The organism is Shimia litoralis (genome assembly GCF_005518135.1).
In the GTDB taxonomy this organism is placed as follows: Bacteria; Pseudomonadota; Alphaproteobacteria; order Rhodobacterales; family Rhodobacteraceae; genus Shimia_E; species Shimia_E litoralis.
Map to the genome: position 1 here is coordinate 117,747 of NZ_SULI01000007.1, position 23,470 is coordinate 141,216.

General features: G+C 54.4%; 23 protein-coding genes. 12 read left to right on the plus strand and 11 right to left on the minus strand.

The annotated features are described in order from the left end of the window. Positions 1–3: 3 nt before the first annotated feature. Positions 4–690 (minus strand): COQ9 family protein, encoded by a 687-nt coding sequence (locus FAP39_RS08240; RefSeq protein WP_138015924.1) that lies wholly within the window; start codon positions 688–690, stop codon positions 4–6. 109 nt (positions 691–799) lie between these two features. Between FAP39_RS08240 and rpsU the strand changes: the two genes are divergently transcribed. From rpsU to FAP39_RS08255, 3 genes are all read left to right on the plus strand, one after another. Continuing rightward, positions 800–1,006: a 30S ribosomal protein S21 gene (gene rpsU / locus FAP39_RS08245; RefSeq protein WP_085306716.1), complete on the plus strand. Its 207-nt coding sequence runs from the start codon at positions 800–802 to the stop codon at positions 1,004–1,006. A gap of 224 nt (positions 1,007–1,230) precedes the next feature. Further along, complete coding sequence (yghU, locus tag FAP39_RS08250) at positions 1,231–2,103, plus strand: glutathione-dependent disulfide-bond oxidoreductase (RefSeq protein ID WP_138015925.1); 873 nt, start codon at positions 1,231–1,233, stop codon at positions 2,101–2,103. 152 nt (positions 2,104–2,255) lie between these two features. Further along, a complete protein-coding gene (locus FAP39_RS08255) occupies positions 2,256–3,728 on the plus strand; it encodes an NAD-dependent succinate-semialdehyde dehydrogenase (protein ID WP_138015926.1) in 1,473 nt (490 codons plus the stop codon). Here the strand turns inward: FAP39_RS08255 and FAP39_RS08260 are convergent. The 6 genes from FAP39_RS08260 to FAP39_RS08285 form a co-directional block, all read right to left on the minus strand. Then, positions 3,725–4,138, minus strand: coding sequence for a globin domain-containing protein (locus FAP39_RS08260; protein ID WP_171006807.1), 414 nt, complete (start codon positions 4,136–4,138; stop codon positions 3,725–3,727). The two genes, FAP39_RS08255 and FAP39_RS08260, sit on opposite strands and share 4 nt — an antisense overlap. A 159-nt stretch (positions 4,139–4,297) precedes the next feature. Then, entirely contained in the window at positions 4,298–4,765 is a 468-nt protein-coding gene (locus tag FAP39_RS08265; RefSeq protein ID WP_138015928.1) for an Hsp20 family protein, read from the minus strand. 162 nt (positions 4,766–4,927) lie between these two features. Continuing rightward, positions 4,928–5,740: a trypsin-like serine peptidase gene (locus tag FAP39_RS08270; protein ID WP_138015929.1), complete on the minus strand. Its 813-nt coding sequence runs from the start codon at positions 5,738–5,740 to the stop codon at positions 4,928–4,930. Positions 5,741–5,895: 155 nt separating this feature from the next. Next, positions 5,896–7,221 (minus strand): glycolate oxidase subunit GlcF, encoded by a 1,326-nt coding sequence (gene glcF, locus FAP39_RS08275; protein WP_138015930.1) that lies wholly within the window; start codon positions 7,219–7,221, stop codon positions 5,896–5,898. Between the two features lie 2 nt (positions 7,222–7,223). Beyond that, a complete protein-coding gene (locus FAP39_RS08280; RefSeq protein WP_246059022.1) occupies positions 7,224–8,378 on the minus strand; it encodes an FAD-binding protein in 1,155 nt (384 codons plus the stop codon). Between the two features lie 68 nt (positions 8,379–8,446). Continuing rightward, the gene (locus tag FAP39_RS08285) at positions 8,447–9,886 is read right to left on the minus strand and encodes an FAD-linked oxidase C-terminal domain-containing protein (protein WP_138015931.1); all 1,440 of its coding nucleotides are present in this window, start codon (positions 9,884–9,886) and stop codon (positions 8,447–8,449) included. 84 nt (positions 9,887–9,970) lie between these two features. On the opposite strand from FAP39_RS08285, the gene FAP39_RS08290 reads away from it, so the two are divergent. Then, a complete protein-coding gene (locus FAP39_RS08290) occupies positions 9,971–10,684 on the plus strand; it encodes a DUF599 domain-containing protein (RefSeq protein ID WP_138015932.1) in 714 nt (237 codons plus the stop codon). A 31-nt stretch (positions 10,685–10,715) separates the two neighbouring features. Here the strand turns inward: FAP39_RS08290 and rlmH are convergent, their stop codons facing one another. From rlmH to FAP39_RS08305, 3 genes are all read right to left on the minus strand, one after another. Beyond that, entirely contained in the window at positions 10,716–11,192 is a 477-nt protein-coding gene (gene rlmH, locus FAP39_RS08295; RefSeq protein ID WP_138015933.1) for a 23S rRNA (pseudouridine(1915)-N(3))-methyltransferase RlmH, read from the minus strand. Positions 11,193–11,228: 36 nt separating this feature from the next. Next, a complete protein-coding gene (rsfS, locus tag FAP39_RS08300; protein ID WP_138015934.1) occupies positions 11,229–11,612 on the minus strand; it encodes a ribosome silencing factor in 384 nt (127 codons plus the stop codon). 323 nt (positions 11,613–11,935) lie between these two features. Continuing rightward, positions 11,936–13,393, minus strand: a complete 1,458-nt coding sequence (locus FAP39_RS08305) for a mechanosensitive ion channel family protein (protein ID WP_246059016.1) — start codon at positions 13,391–13,393, stop codon at positions 11,936–11,938. Positions 13,394–13,420: 27 nt separating this feature from the next. On the opposite strand from FAP39_RS08305, the gene FAP39_RS08310 reads away from it, so the two are divergent. The 5 genes from FAP39_RS08310 to FAP39_RS08330 all read left to right on the plus strand — a co-directional run bounded on the left by FAP39_RS08310 (position 13,421) and on the right by FAP39_RS08330 (position 18,636). Beyond that, positions 13,421–14,164 carry a sulfite exporter TauE/SafE family protein gene (locus FAP39_RS08310; protein WP_138015935.1) on the plus strand — a complete coding sequence of 248 codons (744 nt, stop codon included), beginning with the start codon at positions 13,421–13,423 and terminating at the stop codon, positions 14,162–14,164. Positions 14,165–14,368: 204 nt separating this feature from the next. After that, a complete protein-coding gene (gene leuC, locus FAP39_RS08315; RefSeq protein WP_138015936.1) occupies positions 14,369–15,775 on the plus strand; it encodes a 3-isopropylmalate dehydratase large subunit in 1,407 nt (468 codons plus the stop codon). A gap of 12 nt (positions 15,776–15,787) precedes the next feature. Next, a complete protein-coding gene (leuD, locus tag FAP39_RS08320) occupies positions 15,788–16,393 on the plus strand; it encodes a 3-isopropylmalate dehydratase small subunit (RefSeq protein ID WP_138015937.1) in 606 nt (201 codons plus the stop codon). 423 nt (positions 16,394–16,816) lie between these two features. Continuing rightward, positions 16,817–17,596 (plus strand): hypothetical protein, encoded by a 780-nt coding sequence (locus FAP39_RS08325; protein ID WP_246059018.1) that lies wholly within the window; start codon positions 16,817–16,819, stop codon positions 17,594–17,596. Positions 17,597–17,700: 104 nt separating this feature from the next. After that, positions 17,701–18,636: an endonuclease/exonuclease/phosphatase family protein gene (locus tag FAP39_RS08330; RefSeq protein ID WP_246059020.1), complete on the plus strand. Its 936-nt coding sequence runs from the start codon at positions 17,701–17,703 to the stop codon at positions 18,634–18,636. Here FAP39_RS08330 and FAP39_RS08335 read toward each other — a convergent pair. Further along, positions 18,633–19,511, minus strand: a complete 879-nt coding sequence (locus FAP39_RS08335; protein ID WP_138015940.1) for a Rossmann-fold NAD(P)-binding domain-containing protein — start codon at positions 19,509–19,511, stop codon at positions 18,633–18,635. The genes FAP39_RS08330 and FAP39_RS08335 overlap by 4 nt on opposite strands. 93 nt (positions 19,512–19,604) lie before the next feature. Here FAP39_RS08335 and FAP39_RS08340 point away from each other — a divergent pair, with 93 nt between their 5' ends. From FAP39_RS08340 to FAP39_RS08350, 3 genes are all read left to right on the plus strand, one after another. Continuing rightward, complete coding sequence (locus tag FAP39_RS08340; protein WP_138015941.1) at positions 19,605–20,498, plus strand: LysR family transcriptional regulator; 894 nt, start codon at positions 19,605–19,607, stop codon at positions 20,496–20,498. A gap of 58 nt (positions 20,499–20,556) precedes the next feature. Continuing rightward, positions 20,557–21,663 (plus strand): 3-isopropylmalate dehydrogenase, encoded by a 1,107-nt coding sequence (gene leuB, locus FAP39_RS08345; RefSeq protein WP_138015942.1) that lies wholly within the window; start codon positions 20,557–20,559, stop codon positions 21,661–21,663. Positions 21,664–21,813: 150 nt separating this feature from the next. Beyond that, positions 21,814–23,469, plus strand: a complete 1,656-nt coding sequence (locus FAP39_RS08350) for a U32 family peptidase (RefSeq protein ID WP_138015943.1) — start codon at positions 21,814–21,816, stop codon at positions 23,467–23,469. The last annotated feature ends 1 nt before the right edge of the window (position 23,470 follow it).

Here is a 23,470-nt window from a genome sequence, read left to right on the forward strand (position 1 = left end):
CTCTTACCCTTTGGTTGTGTGTCCAGGCATATCCATTTTGGGTTTTGGCGCGCGCAAACGCCCCAGCACCGACAAAGGCCCTGCAAGAGCTTTGCTCATCGGACTGGCCTTGAACTGGGCCTTGGCCTTTTCAAACTGCATGACATTGTCAATTCTGCGATCCAAAAAGGCCCACGTGGCCTCGTGACCGTCACTGTCATCCCCAAGCCAATATAACACCGTTGTGCCATATACGCCTGACAGCGTCGCCCGTTTGGTATACCAATTCACATCCTCTGAAGTATCCCCAAGCGCCGTCCAGATGGCATCGCATGTATCCCAAATCAACTGCGCTCCCAAAGCGGCATGTTGCGGCAATGCAAACAACGTCGATCCGCGTCGCACGGCCTCTTTGTCATCAGACACCTCTAGCCGGAACCGCACTGCAGCCGCGATTCGATCGCGAAACCGCATTTCGGATAGCTCAGCGTCGTGCAATTTCGCCTGCATCAGCTGATCACCACGTTTGTGGTATGCGACGGCTAAGTCCAACGCGCCCCGAGGGCAAATCAAATTGGCCAACGCGGCATCCAATTCACAATCGGCGACTGCGGCGTCAAATGTCGCCGCAGACCACCCATCAAAGGCCACGTGGCCCAATGCGGCGTCTAGCAATTGGGATTTCAAATCACGTTCGGGGATATTGTGCATGCGACTCTCCACTGTTGGGTCACATACTAGACAAACAAACCGGGCTTTGCTATACGGCGGACTCCTGCAAATCCTTGCAACTTCAAACTAGAAAGGTGGTGAAAACCACATGCAGGTTAGTGTTCGTGACAACAATGTCGATCAGGCGCTTCGTGCCCTGAAGAAAAAGCTACAGCGTGAAGGCGTTTTTCGTGAAATGAAGCTTAAGCAACATTTCGAAAAGCCGTCTGAGAAAAAAGCGCGCGAGAAAGCTGAAGCGATCCGCCGTGCCCGTAAATTGGCGCGTAAGAAGCTCCAGCGCGAAGGAATGCTCTAAGAGCCCTTCTACTCCAGCTTGGACACAAAGAATGAACAACCCCCGTAGCCTCGCTGCGGGGGTTTTTCTCACTTTGGCACGTGATGTTTCCACCCACTTTTTCCGTGCTGGCCCACTACACACATCCCGCAACACATTTTGTTGACCATCTTTTTGACGTCACCCGCTGCAATTATCCCCAAAAGCACCTAGGTTATTTTAAATGCAAAACACAGGGCGCGCTCATGACTGATACATACACTCCTCCAAAGGTCTGGACTTGGAACCAAGGAAACGGCGGCGAATTCGCCAGCATCAACCGTCCCATTGCCGGGGCCACGCATGACAAAGATCTCGCGGTTGGCGATCACCCGTTTCAACTCTATTCTCTTGCGACACCAAATGGCGTGAAGGTCACGGTCATGCTCGAAGAGCTCCTCGCCGCGGGGCATTCTGGGGCCGAATATGACGCGTGGCTTATCAATATTGGCGAAGGTGACCAGTTCAGCAGCGGGTTTGTGTCCGTTAATCCAAACTCAAAAATCCCGGCCCTGATGGACCATTCCACCACGCCGCCGACGCGTATTTTTGAGTCGGGCGCGATTCTGCTTCATCTGGCCGAAAAATTTGACGCATTCCTTCCCTCGGACCCTGCCAAACGTCCCGAAATGTTGTCTTGGCTATTTTGGCAGATGGGAAGCGCGCCGTATCTGGGCGGCGGCTTTGGCCACTTCTATTCCTATGCACCAGAAAAATGGGAATACCCCATTGATCGGTTTGCCATGGAAACCAAACGACAGCTTGATGTTCTGGACCGTCAGTTGGCCGAGAATACGTATATTTCGGGCGAAGAGTACACCATCGCAGATATGGCAATCTGGGCATGGTATGGCCAGTTGGTGCTTGGACGTTTGTACAGCGCCGCAGAATTTTTGGACGTAGAGAGCTACAAGCACCTTCAACGTTGGGCCAAAGTTATTGACGCGCGCCCGGCAGTGAGCCGTGGCCGAATGGTTAATCGTGCATTTGGCGAGCTGGAAACCCAGTTGCGTGAACGCCACGACGCCAGCGATTTTGACACAAAAACCCAAGACAAGTTGGAAGCCGCGAGCAGCTAAGGGCCAACCGCCTCATATCTGGATGCCTGTCAAATCTTTCAGGCATCCAGAAATAATTTGATCAAAAAAATAATCTGGACCTATGATGATGTCTGGACAAACGTCTTTGCACATGTTTGTCGTTCTAAAACTGCTATCATCAGGAGGCCACAATGCTTGACGCTATCACCGACCTAAAGTCGCTTCTCAAAGATCCGACACTGCTTGAAACACGTGCATACATCGGTGGGCAATGGGTCGACGGCGAGGGCACATTTGATGTGACCAACCCTGCACGCGGTGACATCGTTGCAAAAGTCGCGGACGTAAGCCGGGCGCAAGTCGCCGGGGCCATTGCACAAGCCAATACTGCCCAGAAAGAATGGGCAAAATGGACAGGAAAAGAACGCGCCGCAGTATTGCGCAAATGGTACGATCTCATGATGGCGCATCAAGACGATCTGGCCACAATTCTGACGGCCGAAATGGGCAAGCCCTTGGCTGAATCCAAAGGTGAGATTGCCTATGGTGCATCGTTTGTCGAATTTTTCGCCGAAGAAGCCAAACGCATTTATGGCGAAACCATCCCCGGCCACCAACGCGACAAGAGAATTACGGTCATCAAGCAACCCATTGGTGTTGCCGCGTCGATCACACCGTGGAACTTTCCCAATGCAATGATCACCCGCAAGGCAGGACCAGCTCTGGCCGCCGGGTGTGCTTTTGTGGCACGACCTGCTGCGGAAACGCCATTGTCGGCCATTGTTCTTGGTGTTCTTGCCGACCGCGCTGGCATCCCTGCGGGCGTATTGAACATTGTTCCGTCCTCCCGTGCCAGCGAGATCGGCAAAGAGTTTTGCGAAAATGACGCTGTGCGCAAACTTACGTTCACCGGTTCAACCGAAGTTGGCCGCATCCTGCTGCGTCAAGCTGCGGACAGCGTCATGAAGTGCTCGATGGAGCTTGGCGGAAACGCGCCGTTCATTGTGTTTGATGACGCTGATCTGGATGCCGCAGTAGAAGGCGCCATTTTGTGCAAATTCCGCAACAACGGCCAAACCTGTGTGTGTGCAAACCGCATCTATGTCCAATCTGGCGTCTATGAGGCTTTTGCCGAAAAACTTAAGAGCGCCGTCGAAAAAATGCCCGTTGGCGACGGGCTTGCCGATGGCATCATGTTTGGCCCCCTCATTAATCAGGAAGCCGTAGAAAAGGTCGAAGAGCATATTGCGGATGCCACCTCCAAAGGCGGCGAAGTTATCCTGGGCGGCGCAGCGTCTACTCTTGGCGGCACCTTCTTTGAGCCCACCATTGTGACGGGTGCCACGCCGGACATGGCCTTTGCCAAAGATGAAACCTTTGGTCCACTCGCCCCACTCTTCAAATTTGAAGACGAAGACGACGTGATCGCTATGGCCAATGACACGATTTTTGGATTGGCATCGTATTTTTACGCCAAGGACCTGAGCCGTGTATACAAGGTCGCAGAAGCGCTGGAATACGGAATCGTTGGCGTCAACACTGGCATCATCTCGACAGAGGTCGCCCCCTTTGGCGGCGTGAAACAATCGGGTCTGGGCCGCGAAGGCAGCCATCACGGCATCGAGGATTACCTCGAGATGAAATACATCTGCATGTCCGTCTAAGTATCTTCGGATTTGGGAGGAGCCATCAGACTGGTCAATCGGTCGATGGCTCCTTTCCATGCTGCGAGTTCTTCTGGTGAGATATCGTCCCCGACCACATCGCAAAGCGCATTTTCCAAGGCTGTGGAGGCTAGGCCATAGCCACGCGTATCGACGCCATAACGCGCATGACTCTCTGCCATTTTTTGCCCCACGGATTTGAACAACTCGGGCTTATCAAGACTGCGGACAACTGTTGCCAGCATCGTCGCAAACATCTCTTTCTGGACCACCGCGTCATTTGTGAACAGATTTTTGGCGTCCGGCATCAGCTCGAAAAGATGATCGTAAAACCGTGCCGATATCTGGCTTTTACACGCAAACCTTTTTGAAAAGTTCTCCTGTATCAACCGCTTTGCCTCTTGGTCCATCTGGCGCTCCATCCCATACTAATCTCTGTCCGAGCCGTTCGCCTAAGGACAAGCGATATATTGGAGCATAATACTTAATGGCGCGTTGATATCCTCAAATGCAAAATGCCCCGACCTTTTGGGTCAGGGCATCGGCGTCTTGGGTTATGATCGTAAATCCTAGTTCACTGCTTTGGCATCAACGACATCTTTGTCGACTTCACCAGCCCGCGCAATTTCGATGCGCCGAGGCTTGAGAGCTTCTGGGATTTCACGCTGAAGATCAACGTGCAGCATGCCATCAACATGGCTGGCATGGGTCACGCGGACATGGTCTGCCAAATGGAACCGACGTTCAAAGGCGCGTGTTGCAATACCGCGATGCAAAAAGACCTTTTCCTCGACCTCATCGGCTTTCCGCGCGGTCACAACAAGCGCGTTTTCACGCACTTCGATGCTAAGATCCTCCGCCGAAAATCCAGCAACGGCAATGGAAATACGATAGGCATCGTCGGCGGTTTTTTCAATATTATATGGGGGGTAGCTGGCTTGACCACCTTCGCTGGACAAAACGCGATCCATCACGTTTGCAAGTTGGTCAAATCCTACCGAAGAACGGTATAGGGGTGCAAAATCAAAGCTGCGCATGGGTTATCCTCCATCATGAGCGACAACAAATAGAAACGCCTTCCCAATGGGCAAGGCACGACACAGAGCCCGACATTCGGCGCCCTGCACACTCGAGATGGTGATGATTTTTCGGGTGTCAAGGTCTTCACGAACACGTGGGTCAACACCCAAAAGACGACATCAGGGTTTTACGAACTTTGCACCGGCCCCAACGCGTCCGCCGCCTTTGCCAAGACGCATATCGGATGTCAGAATCCGCGGAGCGGAGATCGCATGACGCAAGTCATCCAAAGGTTTCTCCAGCTGCATGCCGAGCGCGACGGGCCGCCCGTCCATGTTTGCCATGGCCGATACCACCGAAACAACTGCTACGCCGCCATTGCGAAACGTAAATACCGGGGCCCCGCTGCTGCCAAAATTCACATCACATGACATCACATAGACACCCTCTTGCACCCCCAACACCTTGCAAAGCTCTTGCAGTGATGGTGCCTCTGCGCGGTCTTGCGCATAAGAAACGACGCCGACGGCATCCCCAGACTGCAGTTGCGACTGTGTGGCGAATGGAACCACAGTGGTGTTCCGGATCGGATGATGAAGCTCTAGCAGCGCGACATCATTCGCAATGCGCTGCGCCCCATTGCGGCTGCGATAGTTGTAGTCTGGGTGAACAATAGCTCTACGAATTGTGCGATATGCCGATGCACGTCCGTTGCGCCATCCCGCTCTAAATTCAATGTCCGAGGGCGCTACACGGGTTTTGCTCGTCTTGTCGAAAAGGCAATGCGCCGCTGTTAACACAAGATCTGGCGCAATCAGCGCCCCCGTGCAAAACCCCGACGTTCCGATATTGAGACGGCCAACTGCGTCCCACCCCCGACTGTCATCCGCGGTATCCAAGCGCTGCAGTGCACTTTGCTGTGCACTCAGAGGCTCAGACACCAAAAGCGCGCACACCACACCGGCCAACAAATACATCAAGTTGCGAAACATCAGAGGTCCTTACCTTATCGAGGACCATCCTATTTGTGACACAAGGCAAAATTTGGGCAGGATCGTGAAACAGCCGGGCGCTTTGGCGTCCGGCTTGGCCCAACACGGCGCGGGATATCTTTAGATACCTTGCACGTGGCGGGAGCCTTCTCCTTCTATCTCAGGATCGGCACCTCGGCAGATCGCGACTTGGGCATGCTCAATGCAGGTGGTTTGGGGCCACCGGTGGCCCAGTCCAGCAATTCAACCGTGTGCACGATTGGCACGTCGGTCCCCGACCCAATTTGCATCATGCATCCAATATTACCCGCCGCAATAATGTCCGGATTTTTTGCCTCCAAAGTCCGCACTTTGCGCTGTTTCAGTTGCCCAGAAATTTCTGGCTGCATCAGATTGTACGTTCCCGCAGAGCCACAGCACAGATGGCTATCCGCGGGCTCAACGATGCGAAACCCCGCCTTTCTCAGCAAATCCTTGGGAAAGGTTTTGATCTGTTGGCCATGCTGAAGCGAACATGCCGCGTGATAGGCCACAACCGTTTCTCTCGGTGTGCTTTCCGGCATATCCAAATCCACAAGGACTTCGGAAACATCTTTGGCAATCGCACTGACCCGCGCGGCATCCTCGGCCAGCGGCCCGTTTCGGAACATATACCCGTAATCTTTGACGGTGGTGCCACAACCAGAGGTATTGATGACAATCGCATCCAGGCCTTTGGTATCTATTTCGGCACACCATGCCTCAATGTTCTTGGCCGCGATTGCGTGGCTTTCGTCGGTTTTGCCCATGTGGTGCGTTAAGGCCCCACAGCATCCAGCACCTTTGGCGACCACAACCTCGCAGCCCAAGCGGGTCAATAATCGAATGGTTGCATCATTGATGTCCGTGTTCAGCGCCTTTTGCGCGCAACCGGTCATCAAGGCCACCCGCATCTTGCGCGGTTCAACCTGTGGTTCAAAGCTTTGAGGGTCATCATTTCGACTGACTGGTGGGATATGTTTGGGTGCCATCTCCAGCATCGCCTTAAGGCGTGCATCCGGCATCAAAAACGCAAACGGGCGACCAATCTTTGCCCCAAGCAATGCCAAACGAAACCGTTTCGGATACGGCAATATGCGCGCCAAAAGCCACCGCAAGGCTCGGTCGGAAAAGGATCGCGTATAGTTTTGTTCAATATAGTCCCGCGCATGATCCACCAGATGCATGTAATGCACCCCGGACGGGCAGGTACTCATGCAGGCAAGGCAGCTCAGGCAGCGATCGATGTGCTTAACCGTTTTCGCATCCGGAACCCGTTCGTTTTCCAGCATATCCTTGATCTGATAGATACGCCCACGCGGGCTGTCGAGTTCATCGCCAAGCACCTGATATGTCGGGCAAGTCGCGGTACAAAATCCGCAGTGTACGCAGGACCTTAGGATTTCATTGGCCCGCTGAATTCCCGGATCTTTCAGTTGCGCATCTGTAAACATCGTCTGCATGATTATTCCCCCATCAACCCCGGATTAAGACGCCCGTGAGAGTCAAATTGTGCACGCAACGATGTGGTAATCGCTGCGATTGGTGTCGGCTCTTTCTGGAACACATCAAGCTGTGCACGCTGTACCTGACTGGCGCGGACAAGCGTGGCATGCCCGCCAAACTTGGCGACCTGCTGTCGAATAGGCGCGGCACCTGCTGTGTCATCCTGTGTCACCAAGACCCACACAAGACCGCCCCCCCAATCATAGATCGCCCGATGCGCCAGCCCTGAGGCTTTGAGTGCCGCGGTGATCAGCGGCCCATCGGTTGGTTTGCTAGAAATCCGCCAAACCGCGCCTGTTTGGTCCGCAAACGGGGTGACATTGCGCACCTCGTCCCAAAGCAACGCACTTTGCGCCCCTTGGACCACATCAAAACCTGCCAACAGCCCTTGGCGCAAACGATCCATGCGATAGGCAACAGAGGCTTCAAGCCCCTCGAGCCGCACTTGTGTGCGTGACATGCCACCCGTTGCAGCCGCATCAAGATGTGCAGCTCCTGCAACATCAAACGGTGTGCCCAGAGCAGCGCAAAGTGCGGCAACGCCATCTTGCTCTGTCTTGCCCTCACATACCAAAGTCGCCTCGGTTTCCGGCATCGCTTGTACCTTAAGAGAAACCTCACTCAGAACCCCGAGCGTGCCCCATGATCCGGCCATGAGCTTGACCAAATCATACCCCGTGACATTTTTCATCACGCGCCCGCCATTCTTGAGAACGCGGCCAATACCGTCCACAAACCGGACACCAAGCAAGGAATCTCGACACGCCCCGACCTGAATCCTGCGCGGTCCGGACACATTTGCGGCCACGATACCCCCAATTGTGGGTGTCCCTTGTGTGCCAAGCAATCCGCGGTGATCCATCGGCTCGAACGCCAACCGCTGTCCTTCAGACGCCAACGCGGCTTCGATGTCCGCCACGGGCGTACCTGCTCTTGCAACAAGCGTCAGAGCACCCGGTTCATAGAGCGTAATGCCCGACACCTCGGCCATGGACAACACATCCCCCTGAACCAAGGCACCAATGTCACGTGTCCCTCCACCGACGATACGCAAGGGTCCCGTGCCGGTTGCGATCATCTCAGCCAAGGCCGCTTCGTTTTCTGGTTTCAACATCTTCATCATTCCGAATTCTCTGAGGGCGACAACAACGCTCTGCGCACAGTCACAGCCATTGGTTTACCCTAGTGCGACACACTGCGCCGCGCATGGCTTGCGGCCAGCGGGAATACTTTGGCAGGGTTCAGCAACCACTTTGGGTCAAACACGTCTTTGACCGCCATCTGGATCTCAAGATCCTCCGGCGCATATTGATCCAGCATCAGATCGCGTTTTTCAATTCCAACGCCGTGCTCGCCCGTGAGACACCCCCCCACCTCGACACAAAGCCGCAAGATGTCGGCGCCAAAGTCTTCGCACAACTCCAGATCACCGGGTTTATTGGCATCAAACAAGATCAGGGGGTGCATGTTGCCATCGCCCGCATGAAACACATTTCCGACATCCAAACCGTATTCTTTGGACATCTCGGAAATACGGCGCAGCACATATGGCAGTTGCGACACCGGAATGGTGCCATCCAAGCACATATAGTCGTTGATTTGCCCCATTGCGCCAAAAGCAGATTTGCGCCCAAGCCAGATTTTGGCACTTTCTTCGGCTGATCCGCTTTCCCTGATTTCCACAGGATTATGACGACGTGCAATCGCGACGATACGATCAAGCTGGACCTCAATTTCCTGTTCGCTGCCTTCGACTTCGATAATCAGCAAGGCTTCGCAATCAGGATATCCTGCACCAGCAAAAGCTTCGGTGGCGCGAATACAAGGCCTGTCCATAAACTCGATGGCCACAGGTAAAATACCCGCTTTGATGATGTCGCTCACACAGGTGCCTGCGACTTGGTTATCATCAAATCCAATCAAAACCGGCCGCGCACCTTCGGGTTTGCGCAAAATCCGCAGGGTTGCTTCGGTAACAACACCTAACTGCCCTTCTGATCCACAAATCACCCCCAACAGATCAAGCCCGCCAGCATCAAGATGGCCACCACCGATTTCGACAATCTCGCCATCCATCATCACCATGGTGACACCCAGCAGGTTATTGGTTGTCACACCGTATTTCAGGCAATGCGCCCCGCCGGAATTCATCGCAATGTTGCCAGCAATCGCACATGCCAACTGGCTTGAGGGGTCAGGCGCATAGAAGAAGTCATTTTCCTCAACTGCACCTGACACACTTAGGTTCGTGCGGCCGGTTTGCACCCTTACAAGCCGGTTCTCGTAATCGGTTTCCAGCACGTCATTCATGCGCGCCACGCCCAGTATGACCGAGTCCGCCGTTGGAAGTGCCCCTCCAGCCAAAGATGTCCCTGCGCCTCTGGGGACCACAGGCACATTTTCCTCGTGACAGATTTTCAGAACAGCCGCGACCTCTGCCGTCGATGACGGCAACACGGCAGCGAGCGGAGGACACCGGTACGCCGTCAGCGCGTCGCATTCGTACGCGCGCGTCTCTATTTCGTCTTCGATCACCGCATCCAAAGGCAACACAGCCCGCAAGCGGGCGACGATGTGAGCCTTTTTGGCAAGTACCGTTTGATCTGGCGAGGGCATATCCATGGCGATCTCCGAGCTATTATTGGTAAATAATTATAACCAATTTATTGATCTAGCAAGTCCCTTCTTTCCGCATTACACTTGGGTATGCTCTGGATTGACCGACTATCCCTGTTCTCAACGACTGATTTTATTGCGGCCGTAATTTTGTTTTTTTGCTGGGGTAGCATCGGCTATGTCATTGAAAACCCTCCGGCGAAACATCCTTCGGTCTCGACGCTGATGATCAAATATAGACGCGCGTGGCTGGTCCATTTTGTTGACCGAAACCCGCGCGTGTTTGACGCACAAATATTGTCAAACCTGCGCCAAGGAACAGCGTTTTTTGCTTCTGCAACGATGATTGCGATTGGTGGCGGCCTGGCTCTTATCGGAAATACCGATCAGCTCGCGGGCGTCGCCAGCGAACTTACAATGGTTCGCGCAGACCCGTTTGTTCTTGAAATCAAATTGCTGACAATGCTGCTGTTTGTGTCGAACGCATTTCTAAAATTCGTCTGGGCACATCGCCTGTTTGGCTATTGCTCGGTGGTGATGTCAGCGGTCCCCAATGACAGCAACGACCCGCACGCGGGTCCACGCGCGGCAAAGGCTGCGGAAATCAACATCACCGCTGCGCGCAGCTTTAACCGGGGTATGCGGTCGGTTTACTTTAGTCTCGCCGCAGCTGCGTGGCTGTTTGGCCCCTACGCACTGGTCCTCGCGACATTGACAACGCTGTTTGTGCTATGGCGGCGTGAATTCGCTTCGCAATCAAGAACCGTTCTTATGGACACATCAGACGGATTTGGCGCCGGATAGCAAACCGCAACATTGGCGGTTTGATGGATCGTCACACACGATGATACGGGGCACCCGCCAGAATTGAGGCTGCACGGTACAATTGTTCGCTGAGCATCACGCGGGCAAGCATATGTGGCCAAACCATTTTCCCAAACGAAAGCTTGGCATCGGCGCGCGCGCGCAAGCTTGGGTCAATGCCGTCAGCCCCTCCAATGACGAACGCAAGATCGCTTCTGCCTTCGTCGCGCCAGCCCGCTACCATATGTGCGAACTCGGGCGACGCCATGACCTTGCCCCGCTCATCAAGCGCGCACACAACTGCACCCTTGGGGATCACCCCCGACAGCAATGTCGCCTCGGTGGACATACCGCCATTTTTCTTGTCTTCGACTTCGTGAAGTTTCACGGGACCAAGCCCAAGCGCGCGTCCCGAACGGTCAAACCGCGTCAGATAGTCATCCAACAACATGCGCTCTGGCCCAGCGCGAAGCCGACCCACCGCGCAGATATGAACGCGTAAAGGCATGATGACGACCTACTTTTTACGTGCTGCAAGCACCCCTTACTCGGGGCTGCCTGCCATCCACATTTTTTCCAGCTGATAGAATTCCCGAACTTCGGGACGGAAGACGTGTACAATCACATCTCCGGTATCAATCAGAACCCAATCGCCGGTATCTTTGCCCTCGATTTTTGACAACCGATCGCAGTTTTGCTTGAGACGTTCGACCAGCTTTTCAGCCAGCGCTGCAACCTGACGTGTCGAGCGACCCGAACAGATCACCATATAATCGCCAATCGCAGACTTACCGCGCAGATCAATCTGTACGATATCCTCAGCTTTGTCGTCTTCTAGAGATGCCAAAATCTGTGCAAGCAATTGCTCACTTGTCACGCCATTCTGTGTCCCGGTGCCTTCGGGATCACCTGCAGCAGCCTGTGCCACGTCAGTATTCAGAGACAGAGACCTGCCCTCCTTGTAACGCGCCGCAAAGCCCCGACGCCGGACATACACTTAAGATAGCATCGAAGAGGCAATTTCTCAATAACACCCAGAAAGGATGTTGTGATCAAGCCACAGCAACAACGCAGCGTTGCCTTTCGCGCATTCTGAATTTGGTCACAAGTCTTTTCGGTGTTTTTCTTTGGAAACCACGGTATTTTTCATACCATGGCGCCGTTTTGGCACCGCACCCCGCCTGACAAACCGGTGTAGCGCACAAAATGCGACGGATCAGTCTACCTGCGTGCGTGTGGAGCGCACTTCATCTAATCCGAGTCGTTTCGCAACACCTGACCGTGATCAGGCACACCGTCCTCAGGCAACATACGGACCTCGCGTTGCGGAAATGGCAGGTTGATATTGTGGGACTTAAATGCATCCCACAACGCTAGATACACGTTTCCACGGATGTTAGTCAGTCCACCGGTCGGGTCCTGTATCCAAAACCTTAGGATATAATCCACAGACGAGTCCCCGAACCCCACGATGTGGCACACAGGCGTCTTGGGATGTTCAAGCACCCGAGGAACGCTTGTCGCCGCCGCAATTGCAATCTCGCGCACTTTATGAGGGTCGTCGCCATAGGCGGTGCCAAAATAGATATCCAACCGGACAAACGCGTTGGAATGCGACCAGTTCACCACCTGACCTGTAATCAAATCTTCGTTCGGGATCAGGAATTCTTTGCCGTCACGCGTGACCACGGACACATATCGGGCCCCCAGTGAGTTGATCCAGCCAAACGTCTCGCCCAGCGAAATGACATCACCCGGCTTGATAGATTTATCCAACAAAATGATAATTCCCGACACAAGGTTGGAAACGACCTTTTGTAAACCAAAGCCAAGCCCGACCCCGATAAAGCCCGACATAAAGGCCAACCCACGCAGGTCAAACCCCAGAATGCGCATCCCCACAACGAACCCGACCCCATACAGGACGACTTGCAAGAATTTGACAAACAGCACCTGCATCGACGGAGAAATGTCTTGGTTGCTGCGGATCGTCGCCGCAGATTGTCGCGAGAGAAACCGGACCACCGCAATGGTCATCCCAATGAGCAACACAGCCTGCGCCACGATCCACATTGAAATTCGGGTGTCCCCCAAATCTATGGCCACATGATCCATCAACTGCATGGCTTCTTCTGACAGCCCTAAGATGGAAACCGTCACCCAAATCCACGCGCCATATCGCAGAACCGCTCTCAAGAACGCATTCTGGACGACGCGCACCACGACCACCACAATAAGCCAGGCCGTCGCAAGATTGGACAGGATCGCCAACAAATAGGATCGGCTCGGCCATGTGGCTTCGCGCATGATCCAAACGGTTACCCACAACAATCCAACAAAAAACACGAGCGCCAGCCGACGGTGCAGCGTGACCAAATAACGATATCGCCATTTGGGCCAATCTTCCCGCTCGCGCATCCACTCGTACAACTTGGGTTTCACAACGCGCGCGAGCAAAAGTGCCAGTGCCAGTAACCCCAATGCAATGGCGACTTGATAAGCATTCCACGGCCGCACCAAGCCCTCTAGGAAATAGACAACCTGCCCCCACACCCCCAACGCGATCTCTTGGACGTCAGCATCATCAAGCGCGGCCGCAGCTTCGGCCACCTGTTCCAAACTGGTTTCCGTTACTTGGTCTGCGGTTTTTTCATCTGCCATATATCCATCATGCACGTGGGATGGCTGCTGGGCAATAACCTTGCACATGCGTTTGATCCCGCCTACCACTCGGGAATGATTGAAATTCTTTTGATTTTAACAGCCGGATTTGGGGCTGGCGTGGTGAATGCGCTTGCCGGCGGCGGCACGTTTTTAACTTTTCCAGCATTAGTCTTTATCGGGATCCCCCCCGTGGCCGCAAACGCAACGAGTGCGGTCGCGGTGTTTCCCGGATATTTGTCCGCTGCCATGGGCTTTAAGAAGGAAATATCGGACCTACCGCGTGCGAAATTGATCCGAGCCAGCGCAGTATCCTTGTTCGGCGGGCTGATTGGCGGTCTACTGTTGCTGGTATCATCAAACGACGTGTTCTCGGTGCTGGTGCCATTTCTCCTGCTCGCGGCAACTGCTGCCTTTGCGTTCCAATCTCAAATACAATCTTGGATGCGGCGTGCACAATTCACGGCCACCCCTTATGGCACGCTCGGGCTTCTTGGGGTTTCGATCTATGGCGGGTACTTCAATGGCGGGTTGGGGATTGTTCTGTTGGCGTTGTTTGCGCTCTGGAGCATGCACGACATGAACCAAATGAATGGACTTAAGAACGCTTTGTCCTTTGTGATCTCGGCAGTTTCAGTCACCACATTTGTGATCGCAGGCGTGGTGGTTTGGTATCATGCCATTCTTATGGGCGGCGCGGCCATTGCAGGCGGGTTTGCAGGCGCAAGACTGGCCAAAAGGTTGCCGAAATCCATCATCAGAGCTGTGATTATCGTGATTGGGCTGGGCATGAGTATCGTGTTCTTTGCCAGACTTTAGTCAACGGAGCTTGATGGAAGTCGATTCGCCGTGTATGGCAAGCGCATGAAACGTATCTATGACATTGCTGATCGCGCATTTTTGCCTTGGCGCTTTTTTGGTCAGTCCAAATCCGTCATCGCCGCTCTATAAGCGTCCGGTGCGCTGAACCGCGCGCCCGTTTTGCAGCCTATTCGCCAATTCAAAACAGATCGGAGAGGACCCATGTCCCCCAAAACGCTCTATGACAAAATCTGGGATGCCCACGTCGCCCACGAAGCCGAAGACGGCACAACCTTGCTCTATATCGACCGCCACCTGGTCCACGAAGTGACCTCGCCGCAGGCGTTTGAAGGTCTGCGCATGGCAGGCCGCAAGGTGCGCGCACCAGAGAAAACCATCGCTGTGCCAGATCACAACGTGCCGACAACTGCGGGTCGTGAAGACCCAGCGCAGATGACAGAAGAAAGCCGCATTCAGGTGCAGGCGCTGGACACCAATGCCAAAGAATTTGGCGTGCACTATTATCCTGTGACTGATGTCCGTCAGGGCATCGTGCACATCGTTGGCCCCGAGCAAGGCTGGACCCTTCCAGGTATGACCGTTGTGTGCGGCGACAGCCACACAGCCACCCACGGCGCGTTTGGTGCGTTGGCCCACGGCATCGGCACATCCGAGGTCGAGCACGTTCTGGCAACGCAAACGCTGATCCAGAAAAAATCCAAAAACATGAAGGTCGAAATCACCGGCAAACTGATGCCAGGTGTGACCGCCAAAGACATCACCTTGGCCGTAATCGGTGAAACTGGCACCGGTGGCGGTACTGGCTATGTCATCGAATATTGCGGTGAAGCGATCCGCGATCTGTCGATGGAAGGTCGTATGACTGTCTGCAACATGGCCATCGAAGGCGGCGCCCGCGCTGGCTTGATCGCACCGGATGAAACAACCTTTGAATACGTCAAGGGTCGCCCGCATGCGCCAAAGGCTGGCCAATTCGAGCAGGCTCTGGACTATTGGAAGACGCTCTTTACTGACGAAGGCGCGCATTTCGACAAAGTTGTCACTCTGAAAGGCGAAGACATCCAGCCCGTTGTGACTTGGGGCACCTCACCCGAGGATGTTCTGCCAATCACCGGCGTCGTACCAAGCCCCGAAGATTTCGAAGGTGGTAAGGTCGAAGCCGCCCGCCGTTCCATCGAATATATGGGCCTGACACCCGGTCAAAAACTGACAGACATCGAAATCGATACCGTATTCATTGGATCGTGCACAAACGGTCGTATCGAAGATTTCCGCGCTGTGGCCGAAGTGGTCAAAGGCAAGAAAATCAAAGACGGTATGCGTGCGATGATCGTTCCCGGATCGGGCCTTGTTCGTGCCCAAGCCGAAGAAGAAGGTCTGGCCGATATCTTTAAAGAGGCCGGCTTCGAATGGCGTCTGGCAGGATGTTCCATGTGTTTGGCGATGAACCCCGATCAGTTGTCCGAAGGCGAGCGTTGCGCTGCAACGTCGAACCGCAACTTTGAAGGTCGTCAGGGCTATAAGGGGCGTACGCACCTTGTGTCCCCTGCCATGGCCGCGGCTGCTGCGCTGACTGGCAAACTCACTGACATCCGTGACTTGATCTAAGGACCCTACAAAATGGAAAAGTTTCAAAAACTCCAAGGTGTAGCGGCCCCAATGCCGCTGGTGAACATCGACACTGACATGATCATCCCCAAAGTGTTCCTGAAGTCCATTCAGCGCACTGGCTTTGGCGTGAACTTGTTTGATGAAATGCGGTATGACCGCCAAGGCAACGAGATCGCAGATTTCGTGCTGAACAAGCCACAGTACCGCAAGGCAGAAATTCTTGTCGCGGGAGACAACTTTGGCTGTGGTTCGTCCCGCGAGCACGCACCTTGGGCCATCGCTGACTTTGGCATCAAATGTGTTGTGTCGACATCGTTTGCCGACATCTTCTTTAACAACTGCTTCAAGAACGGCATTCTGCCAATCGTCCTGCCACAAGAGCAGGTCGACATCCTGATGGAAGACGCAGAACGCGGCGAAAACGCCCGCATGACTGTGGATCTTGAAAGCCAAGAGATCACGACCTCGGACGGTCAGGTGATTTCCTTTGAAGTCGATGCGTTCAAGAAGCATTGCCTGCTCGAAGGTCTGGATGACATCGGCCTGACGATGGCCAAAGAAGCCTCTATTGATGCTTTCGAAGCCAAAGCCGGCGCAGCACGCCCTTGGGTTTGACGCCGAACACATAACTTGAACTGTGCGGGCTGCCCTATTTGGGTGGCCCGTTTTTCTTGTGGTCCCGTCCTGTGTGTCGGCACGCCCTACAGCAACACGCCCCTAGTAGCTTGACGCCCATTGCCCCCAATATCTTGTAGACCGCTGGCAAAGAACACTTTTTCTCAGCAAATTTTGATGCATTCCCGCACCAGTTCCCCCGGCATTCACGGCGTTTTGCAGAGCTGGCCAAACAAAACCTTGTGGCCTTGCCGCAAACAAGGCAGGATTAAGGCAAGAATGAGGCACCCCACCAGAGCAGGTGGGATCAAGTTGGAAAAAAGATCGCGGCATCGTATCGCGACGCTCCAAGTTGAAGGGAATTGGGTAGTGTTCGGAAAACTGACGAGTGCAGTGACTCGCGCGATATTGAGGGCTTTGCTGATGGCAACTCCGGCATTGGTGCTGCCAAATGTCAGCACAGACGCGATCCATATTGTGATCCTGTTTTCACTGTTTGCTGCATGTTTGGTGTTTATCGAATATTTCTCGACGTACCCCAGCATTGTCGAGTTTCGATATGCCCCACCTTTCAACCGGCTACGATTTCTCGCAATTTTTCTGACTGTCTTTATCCTGTCTGTCATTGGACGCGGCCAGTACGAACCAAACGCGCTGACCAGCTTTTTGTCGACACTGGGCATTGTGGTCGGAGACGCGATTGATTTTCCGTATTCCCCGGTGCGTTTGATGGTCATCATGTTGCCGGACAACGCCACGCCTGAACTGGTGATGTCGGTGCGGGTCGCATCAGGCATGTCGTATCTTGTGTCACTTATGACCTTGGCGGTATTTTTCTTTTACGTCCGCATTCTTGGGTGGCCTGCCCGAAACGGCGCCTTTAACGTCTGGATCAACCTACCTCTGTTTGATCCGACAGCAGGCGGCGATGTGCTTCCCCGATTGCAACGTGACGGACGCCTTAACATCGCGTTAGGGTTTTTGATGCCATTCTTGATCCCAGCAATTATTCAAATGATGTCTGATCTGGTGGATCCGATTTATCTGGATGACCCGATGACACTGATCTGGACGATAAGCGCATGGGCGTTCATACCCGCAAGCCTGATCATGCGTGGCATGGCCATGGGGCGCGTCGCAGAAATGATCGACGAAAACCGTCGTCGGGCCTATGCCGCGTCGCAAGCGATGCAAGCCGCCTAGTCTTAGCGCTCAGCCTCCTTATCTTTATGGTTTGGCCCGCTTGGGCTGACACACTCCGCGTCGCAACCTTCGATACAGAGCTGTCCCGCAAGGGGCCCGGCCTGATGCTGCGCGATATTTCCCGCAACGTCCCACAGGTCGATGCCGTGGCCACGATTATTGCCCAAACCGCCCCAGACATCATTGCCATTCAAGGCGTCGACTGGGACATGGATCGGCTCGGGCTTCTGGCCCTTCGCGATGCGATTTCAAACGCTGGGCACCACTTTTCTTATGTGTTCGCGCACAGACCCAACGCGGGTCTGATGACACCGTTTGATCTGGATGGAAACGGGATCACAGGCGAACCAAGGGACGCCCAAGGATATGGAAGGTTTTCGGGACAGGGCGGCATGGCCATCCTGTCGAGGTGGCCAATTGATGAGCATTCTGTTCAGGATTTCTCTGATCTCTTGTGGAGAGACCTTCCGAACGCCCAAATGCCTTATGTGAATAATGCGCCGTTTCCATCAAAAGAAGTGCACGCCGTGCAGCGTCTGTCATCCACCGGACATTGGGTGGTTCCGATCCACACTCCGCATGGTCCGATATCCATGTTGACGTTTGATGCGACTCCCCCGGTGTTTGACGGCCCCGAAGATCGAAACGGGCTTCGCAATGCCGACGAGATTACGTTTTGGGCCAAATTTATGGATCAAGAAATCGGCCGACCGATCAACACACCATTTGTAATTTTGGGGAATGCAAACCTTGACTCAACAAAGGGCCAAGGGCGACACCACGCCATTCGCACATTGTTGACCCACCCGATGTTACAAGACCCAATGCGACAGACACAAGCGCATGGCACAGACACCGTGGATTGGACCGACCCCGTTCCGGGCGATATGCGTGTGGACTATGTGCTGCCCGCAAGATCGTTGCGCGTGGTGGCAAGCGGTGTTGTTTGGCCCAGCCAACACACACACGCTGCCCTGTCGCTGGCCACCATCCAAACAGCCAGCCGACACCGGCTCGTCTGGGTTGACCTCAAGTATTAGGCGTTCTCGCCAGCGACATCCTTGGGCAAAGACTGCACCAAAGCGGTGGGCAGCGGAGTGGGCACGAAATCTGGCAGCAACACGTTGAAGCGCTCCCCGCTCAGTTCATGCGGAGTATCCCAAAGGTATCGCATCTCCAGCAAACACCGCGCCATTTTCCAAAACGGTGCCAAAATTTGAAACATCCACCAATTGACTGGCTTGCACACCACAGGACGGTCGACCACGTCTTTGATTGCCTGATACATGTCATGACCCGTCAACGTGTATCCGGGGAACGCAACCTCTTCAAAGTTATTCAGGCCCTGACGCATTTCTGACAGCTGTACCACAGCACGCGCCATATCGGGCAAAAACGCCCATGCATGCGGCACATCGGTCCGTCCCGGATAGCGGAGTATGCCACTGGCAATCTTGCGCGTCATAATCATATCGAACCAATTTCCTGACGCTTGCGTATCGATGAAATCACCAGCGCGGAGCAAGATCGTCCGTACACCGCTTTCGCGATACGCGCGCTCCATATCGATGCGGATCAGTCCAAGTGGATTTCGGGCCAAATGCGGGGTCGATGCGCTCCAGACCGGAGATTGGTCAGGCCCATAGACATATACATTTCCTGGCACCACAACCGTTGCACCCGTGTCTCGCGCCACCTTGATCACGCTGTCATGTAGCGCAGGCAGCTGCGCGGCCCAATCCGGATAGGCGGGATTCCAGCCCACCACGATGACATCAACACCTTTGGCGGCTGTCAAAAGATCATCCTTTTGACGGTCAAATTCACGGACATGCCAATCCGCGCGTTGGAATGCCTCTGAAACGTTGCGCCCAAAACGTCCCGATGCGCCAAGAATAAGAACAGACTGTGTCATGTGGGTCTCCTGTTATTGAAGTTCACATCACAGATAAACATTCATAATCAATTATAAATTGCCAAAATGTGAAGACATGGTATTCATTACTGAATGGATATGCCGACCATCACCAACTGGACTTTGCTTCAATCATTCCTCGCCGTGGCCGAAACAGGGTCTTTGTCACAGGCGGCGCATCGCCTTGGCACCAGCCAACCAACCTTGGGCCGCCATATCAAAACACTTGAGGCCGAGTTGGAGGTCGAGCTTTTTCATCGCCACGCACGTGGTTTTTCTCTGACCGACCTTGGGCAGGCCATGCTGCCTGCCGCTCGGAACATGCAACGTGCCATGCAAGACTTGTCGATGACAGCAGCCGGAGCGCAGAAAAAACTGGACGGCGAAGTGCGCATCACCACCAGCGTTTTCATGGCCCATCATGTCATGCCCGAAATCTTGTCTGATATTCGCAAGGCCGAGCCCGCGATCACCCTTGACCTTGATCCTTCTGACGAAACCGAAAACCTGTTGTTTCGGCGTGCCGATATCGCGGTGCGCATGTATCGCCCGCAACAACTTGATATGATTACGCACCACCTTGGGGATATTCCGCTTGGGATGTATGCCGCCAAATCTTATCTGGATCGCGCAGGAACGCCGCGCACCCCCGATGACCTTTTGCAACATGATCTGGTGGGATATGATCGCAGTGACGTCATCATCCGTGCAATGCGGGATGCAGGGTGGCCCGCAACACGTGACTGGTTCAAGGTTCGCTGCGACAATCAGAGCGCCTATTGGCAACTGGTCAGGGCCGGATGTGGCATCGGGTTTTGTCAGCGCGCAACGGCAGATAAAGACCCCCTAGTGCTCCCCGTCCTAACAGACTTGCCGATTCCCGCCTTGCCGGTTTGGCTGACTGCGCATCAGGCGATGCGCCATACCCCGCGTATTTCCCGCATCTGGGCGCTTTTGGAACAGGGTCTGCGGCCCTTCGTTTCTTGATCTTTGCGCCCCTTCCCGCTAGGGCATCGGCAAGCATATTCATCAAGGACACAAACCCATGAGCAATCCTTCGCTTCTCATTCTTGCCGGTGACGGCATCGGCCCCGAAGTCATGACCGAAGTTCAACGCATTATCGCTTGGTACGGCGATAAGCGTGGCCTGAATTTTGACGTGAGCGAAGATCTTGTGGGCGGGGCTGCATATGATGCGCATGGTGTGCCATTGCACGATGACACAATGGCCAAAGCCCAAGAGGTCGACGCCGTTCTGCTGGGGGCTGTGGGCGGCCCTGCGTATGACGATCTTGATTTTTCGGTCAAACCCGAGCGCGGCCTGTTGCGCCTGCGCAAAGAAATGGACCTGTTTGCCAACCTGCGCCCAGCCCAGTGTTTTGACGCGCTGGCCGATTTTTCGTCTTTGAAAAAAGATATCGTGGCCGGTCTGGACATCATGATCGTGCGCGAACTGACCTCGGGGTCTTACTTTGGCGAACCGCGCGGCATCTTTACCGAGAACAATGAGCGCGTGGGGATCAACACACAACGCTATACCGAGAGCGAAATTGACCGCGTTGCCCGTGCAGCCTTTGAATTGGCCCGCAAACGTGGCGGCAAGCTGTGTTCGATGGAAAAAGCAAACGTCATGGAATCAGGCATTCTCTGGCGCGATGTGGTCACCGAAGTGCACGCAGCAGACTATAGCGACATTGAGCTGAGCCACATGTATGCCGACAACGGCGCCATGCAGTTGGTGCGCGCTCCAAAACAATTTGATGTGATCTTGACCGACAACCTGTTCGGCGACCTTCTGTCTGATTGCGCCGCAATGCTGACCGGATCGCTTGGCATGTTGCCGTCTGCATCCTTGGGCGCCCCGATGGAAAACGGCCGGCCCAAAGCCATGTACGAACCCGTGCACGGCTCTGCACCAGATATTTCCGGCCAAGGCAAAGCCAACCCTTGCGCCTGTATTCTGAGCTTTGCCATGGCGCTGCGGTATTCATTTGATCAGGGCGCAGAAGCCGATCGCCTTGAAGCAGCCGTCGAAAGCGTTCTGGCAAGCGGCGTGCGCACTGCGGATCTGATGCAAGCCGACGGTGGCACACCTGCGTCAACCACAGAAATGGGCGATGCCGTGATTGCTGCGCTCGACGCAAGCCTCTAAACTTTTCGGTCTGGGCCGCTTGGCTGTCCAGACCACCCTGCCCGTTGCGGGCGGACAGAATGGCCTCGTGCGGGGCAAATTCATCCAGTGTCTTTGCGTATGCATCATTTTGATGTATGGAGCAGCCTTCCGGAATGGAAGGCGCGAGAAATGACACAACACCGATCCGAACTGCTGATGCCTGCGGGTAATCTACGTAAACTAAAAATGGCCATCCTGTATGGTGCCGATGCCGTATATCTGGGAACGCCGGATATGTCGCTTCGGACCAAGTCCGAGTTTTCCCTCGATGACGTCATTGAGGGCGTGAATTTTTGTCACGCACACGGACGTCGCGCCTATCTTACGCTGAACTTGTTTTCACATAACAAAGACATCCCCAAACTTGATGAATACATCGACACAGTGCGCACGGTGAAACCCGATGGGTTGATCATTGCGGACCCTGGGGTGTTTCAATATGTGCGCACACGCGCGCCAGAGCTTCCTTTGCACATCAGCACACAGGCAAACGTGGCGTCTTGGCTTTCGGTGCAATTCTGGGAACAGCAAGGTGCCGAACTGGTCGTGATGGCCCGCGAAGTGTCTTTTCCGGAGATGGAAGAAATTCGCGAAATGTGCCCCGACATCAAAATCGAGGCCTTTATCCATGGCGCGATGTGCATGACCTATTCGGGGCGCTGCCTGTTGTCGAACTTTATGGCCGAACGCGGTGCCAACCAAGGCAATTGCGCCAACTCATGTCGTTGGAATTACAAATTCCACCTGCGCCTGAAAGATGGCACCATTCAGGAACTCAACATCGACGAAGACAATCTCGACATGTTCGAATTCCTATTGGAAGAAGGCGTGCGCCCCGGAGAGTTCCTGCCTATCCAGGAAGACGAGCGCGGCAGCTATATCCTGAACTCAAAAGACCTCTGTCTGATGCCCAAATTGGACGACTATCTGCGCATTGGCGTTGATTCCCTCAAGGTCGAGGGGCGCGGCAAGTCCGAGTATTACGCTGCGGTTGTAGCGCGGGCGTATCGCATGGCGATCGATGACTATTACGAAGATCCGGACAATTGGGATGCCAGCAACTACATGGCCGAACTCGAGACCGTTGGAAACCGCGGCTATACGCTTGCATTCCACAAAGGTCGCTTGACCAATCTCGCACATGGCTATGAGCAAACCCAAGCCTTGGCCCAGTGGGAATACGCCGGCTATGTAACCGACGTCAAAGACGACGCGTTCTATGTCGAAGTCAAAAACAAGCTCGAGCCTGGCGATGTGATCGAAATCGTATCTCCGATTGCGCGCAATACCATCCTGTTGCGCGGCTATGATTACGAGGTCGCAGCCACAGGCGAGCACAAAGAGGTTGTGCACGGGTCAACAAAAACCATCATCCGCCTGCCGTTTTCGCTGTTTGAGCATGAAAATATCGACGACCTTCGCAGCAATTTCCCACCCTATACCGTATTGCGAAAAGAACGTGCACTGACCGAAGAGCAGTGGAAGCGACTACAGCTCGACAAAACGGCGCAAGCCATGGAAATCAAGGACACGGTCGGCGAAACAGCCTATAAACGCCGCCGCGATGCGCTGGTCGAGGCGATCGAAGCAGATACCAACACCCGCCGGTTCAAAACCAACCGCGCTGGCACAGAGGGCTGCTGTGGCAAAGGCTGCAACGGATGCATGATTTTCTGGCAAGACGACATGTATGCCAAAGCGCGCGACATTCTGCTGCAACGCAAGCAGGGTGAGCAGCTGTCACGCGCCGAAGCCGCCGAACTCAAGCTTCCGGCGGCCGAGTAAG

Excerpts from the sequence above, each read along its gene's own strand:
- FAP39_RS08240 (WP_138015924.1), bottom strand. The coding sequence starts at position 690 with ATGCACAATATCCCCGAACGTGATTTGAAATCCCAATTGCTAGACGCC.
- rpsU (WP_085306716.1), top strand. The coding sequence starts at position 800 with ATGCAGGTTAGTGTTCGTGACAACAATGTCGATCAGGCGCTTCGTGCC.
- yghU (WP_138015925.1), top strand. The coding sequence starts at position 1,231 with ATGACTGATACATACACTCCTCCAAAGGTCTGGACTTGGAACCAAGGA.
- FAP39_RS08255 (WP_138015926.1), top strand. The coding sequence starts at position 2,256 with ATGCTTGACGCTATCACCGACCTAAAGTCGCTTCTCAAAGATCCGACA.
- FAP39_RS08260 (WP_171006807.1), bottom strand. The coding sequence starts at position 4,138 with ATGGACCAAGAGGCAAAGCGGTTGATACAGGAGAACTTTTCAAAAAGG.
- FAP39_RS08265 (WP_138015928.1), bottom strand. The coding sequence starts at position 4,765 with ATGCGCAGCTTTGATTTTGCACCCCTATACCGTTCTTCGGTAGGATTT.
- FAP39_RS08270 (WP_138015929.1), bottom strand. The coding sequence starts at position 5,740 with ATGTTTCGCAACTTGATGTATTTGTTGGCCGGTGTGGTGTGCGCGCTT.
- glcF (WP_138015930.1), bottom strand. The coding sequence starts at position 7,221 with ATGCAGACGATGTTTACAGATGCGCAACTGAAAGATCCGGGAATTCAG.
- FAP39_RS08280 (WP_246059022.1), bottom strand. The coding sequence starts at position 8,378 with ATGTTGAAACCAGAAAACGAAGCGGCCTTGGCTGAGATGATCGCAACC.
- FAP39_RS08285 (WP_138015931.1), bottom strand. The coding sequence starts at position 9,886 with ATGGATATGCCCTCGCCAGATCAAACGGTACTTGCCAAAAAGGCTCAC.
- FAP39_RS08290 (WP_138015932.1), top strand. The coding sequence starts at position 9,971 with ATGCTCTGGATTGACCGACTATCCCTGTTCTCAACGACTGATTTTATT.
- rlmH (WP_138015933.1), bottom strand. The coding sequence starts at position 11,192 with ATGCCTTTACGCGTTCATATCTGCGCGGTGGGTCGGCTTCGCGCTGGG.
- FAP39_RS08305 (WP_246059016.1), bottom strand. The coding sequence starts at position 13,393 with ATGTGCAAGGTTATTGCCCAGCAGCCATCCCACGTGCATGATGGATAT.
- FAP39_RS08310 (WP_138015935.1), top strand. The coding sequence starts at position 13,421 with ATGATTGAAATTCTTTTGATTTTAACAGCCGGATTTGGGGCTGGCGTG.
- leuC (WP_138015936.1), top strand. The coding sequence starts at position 14,369 with ATGTCCCCCAAAACGCTCTATGACAAAATCTGGGATGCCCACGTCGCC.
- leuD (WP_138015937.1), top strand. The coding sequence starts at position 15,788 with ATGGAAAAGTTTCAAAAACTCCAAGGTGTAGCGGCCCCAATGCCGCTG.
- FAP39_RS08325 (WP_246059018.1), top strand. The coding sequence starts at position 16,817 with ATGGCAACTCCGGCATTGGTGCTGCCAAATGTCAGCACAGACGCGATC.
- FAP39_RS08330 (WP_246059020.1), top strand. The coding sequence starts at position 17,701 with ATGCTGCGCGATATTTCCCGCAACGTCCCACAGGTCGATGCCGTGGCC.
- FAP39_RS08335 (WP_138015940.1), bottom strand. The coding sequence starts at position 19,511 with ATGACACAGTCTGTTCTTATTCTTGGCGCATCGGGACGTTTTGGGCGC.
- FAP39_RS08340 (WP_138015941.1), top strand. The coding sequence starts at position 19,605 with ATGGATATGCCGACCATCACCAACTGGACTTTGCTTCAATCATTCCTC.
- leuB (WP_138015942.1), top strand. The coding sequence starts at position 20,557 with ATGAGCAATCCTTCGCTTCTCATTCTTGCCGGTGACGGCATCGGCCCC.
- FAP39_RS08350 (WP_138015943.1), top strand. The coding sequence starts at position 21,814 with ATGACACAACACCGATCCGAACTGCTGATGCCTGCGGGTAATCTACGT.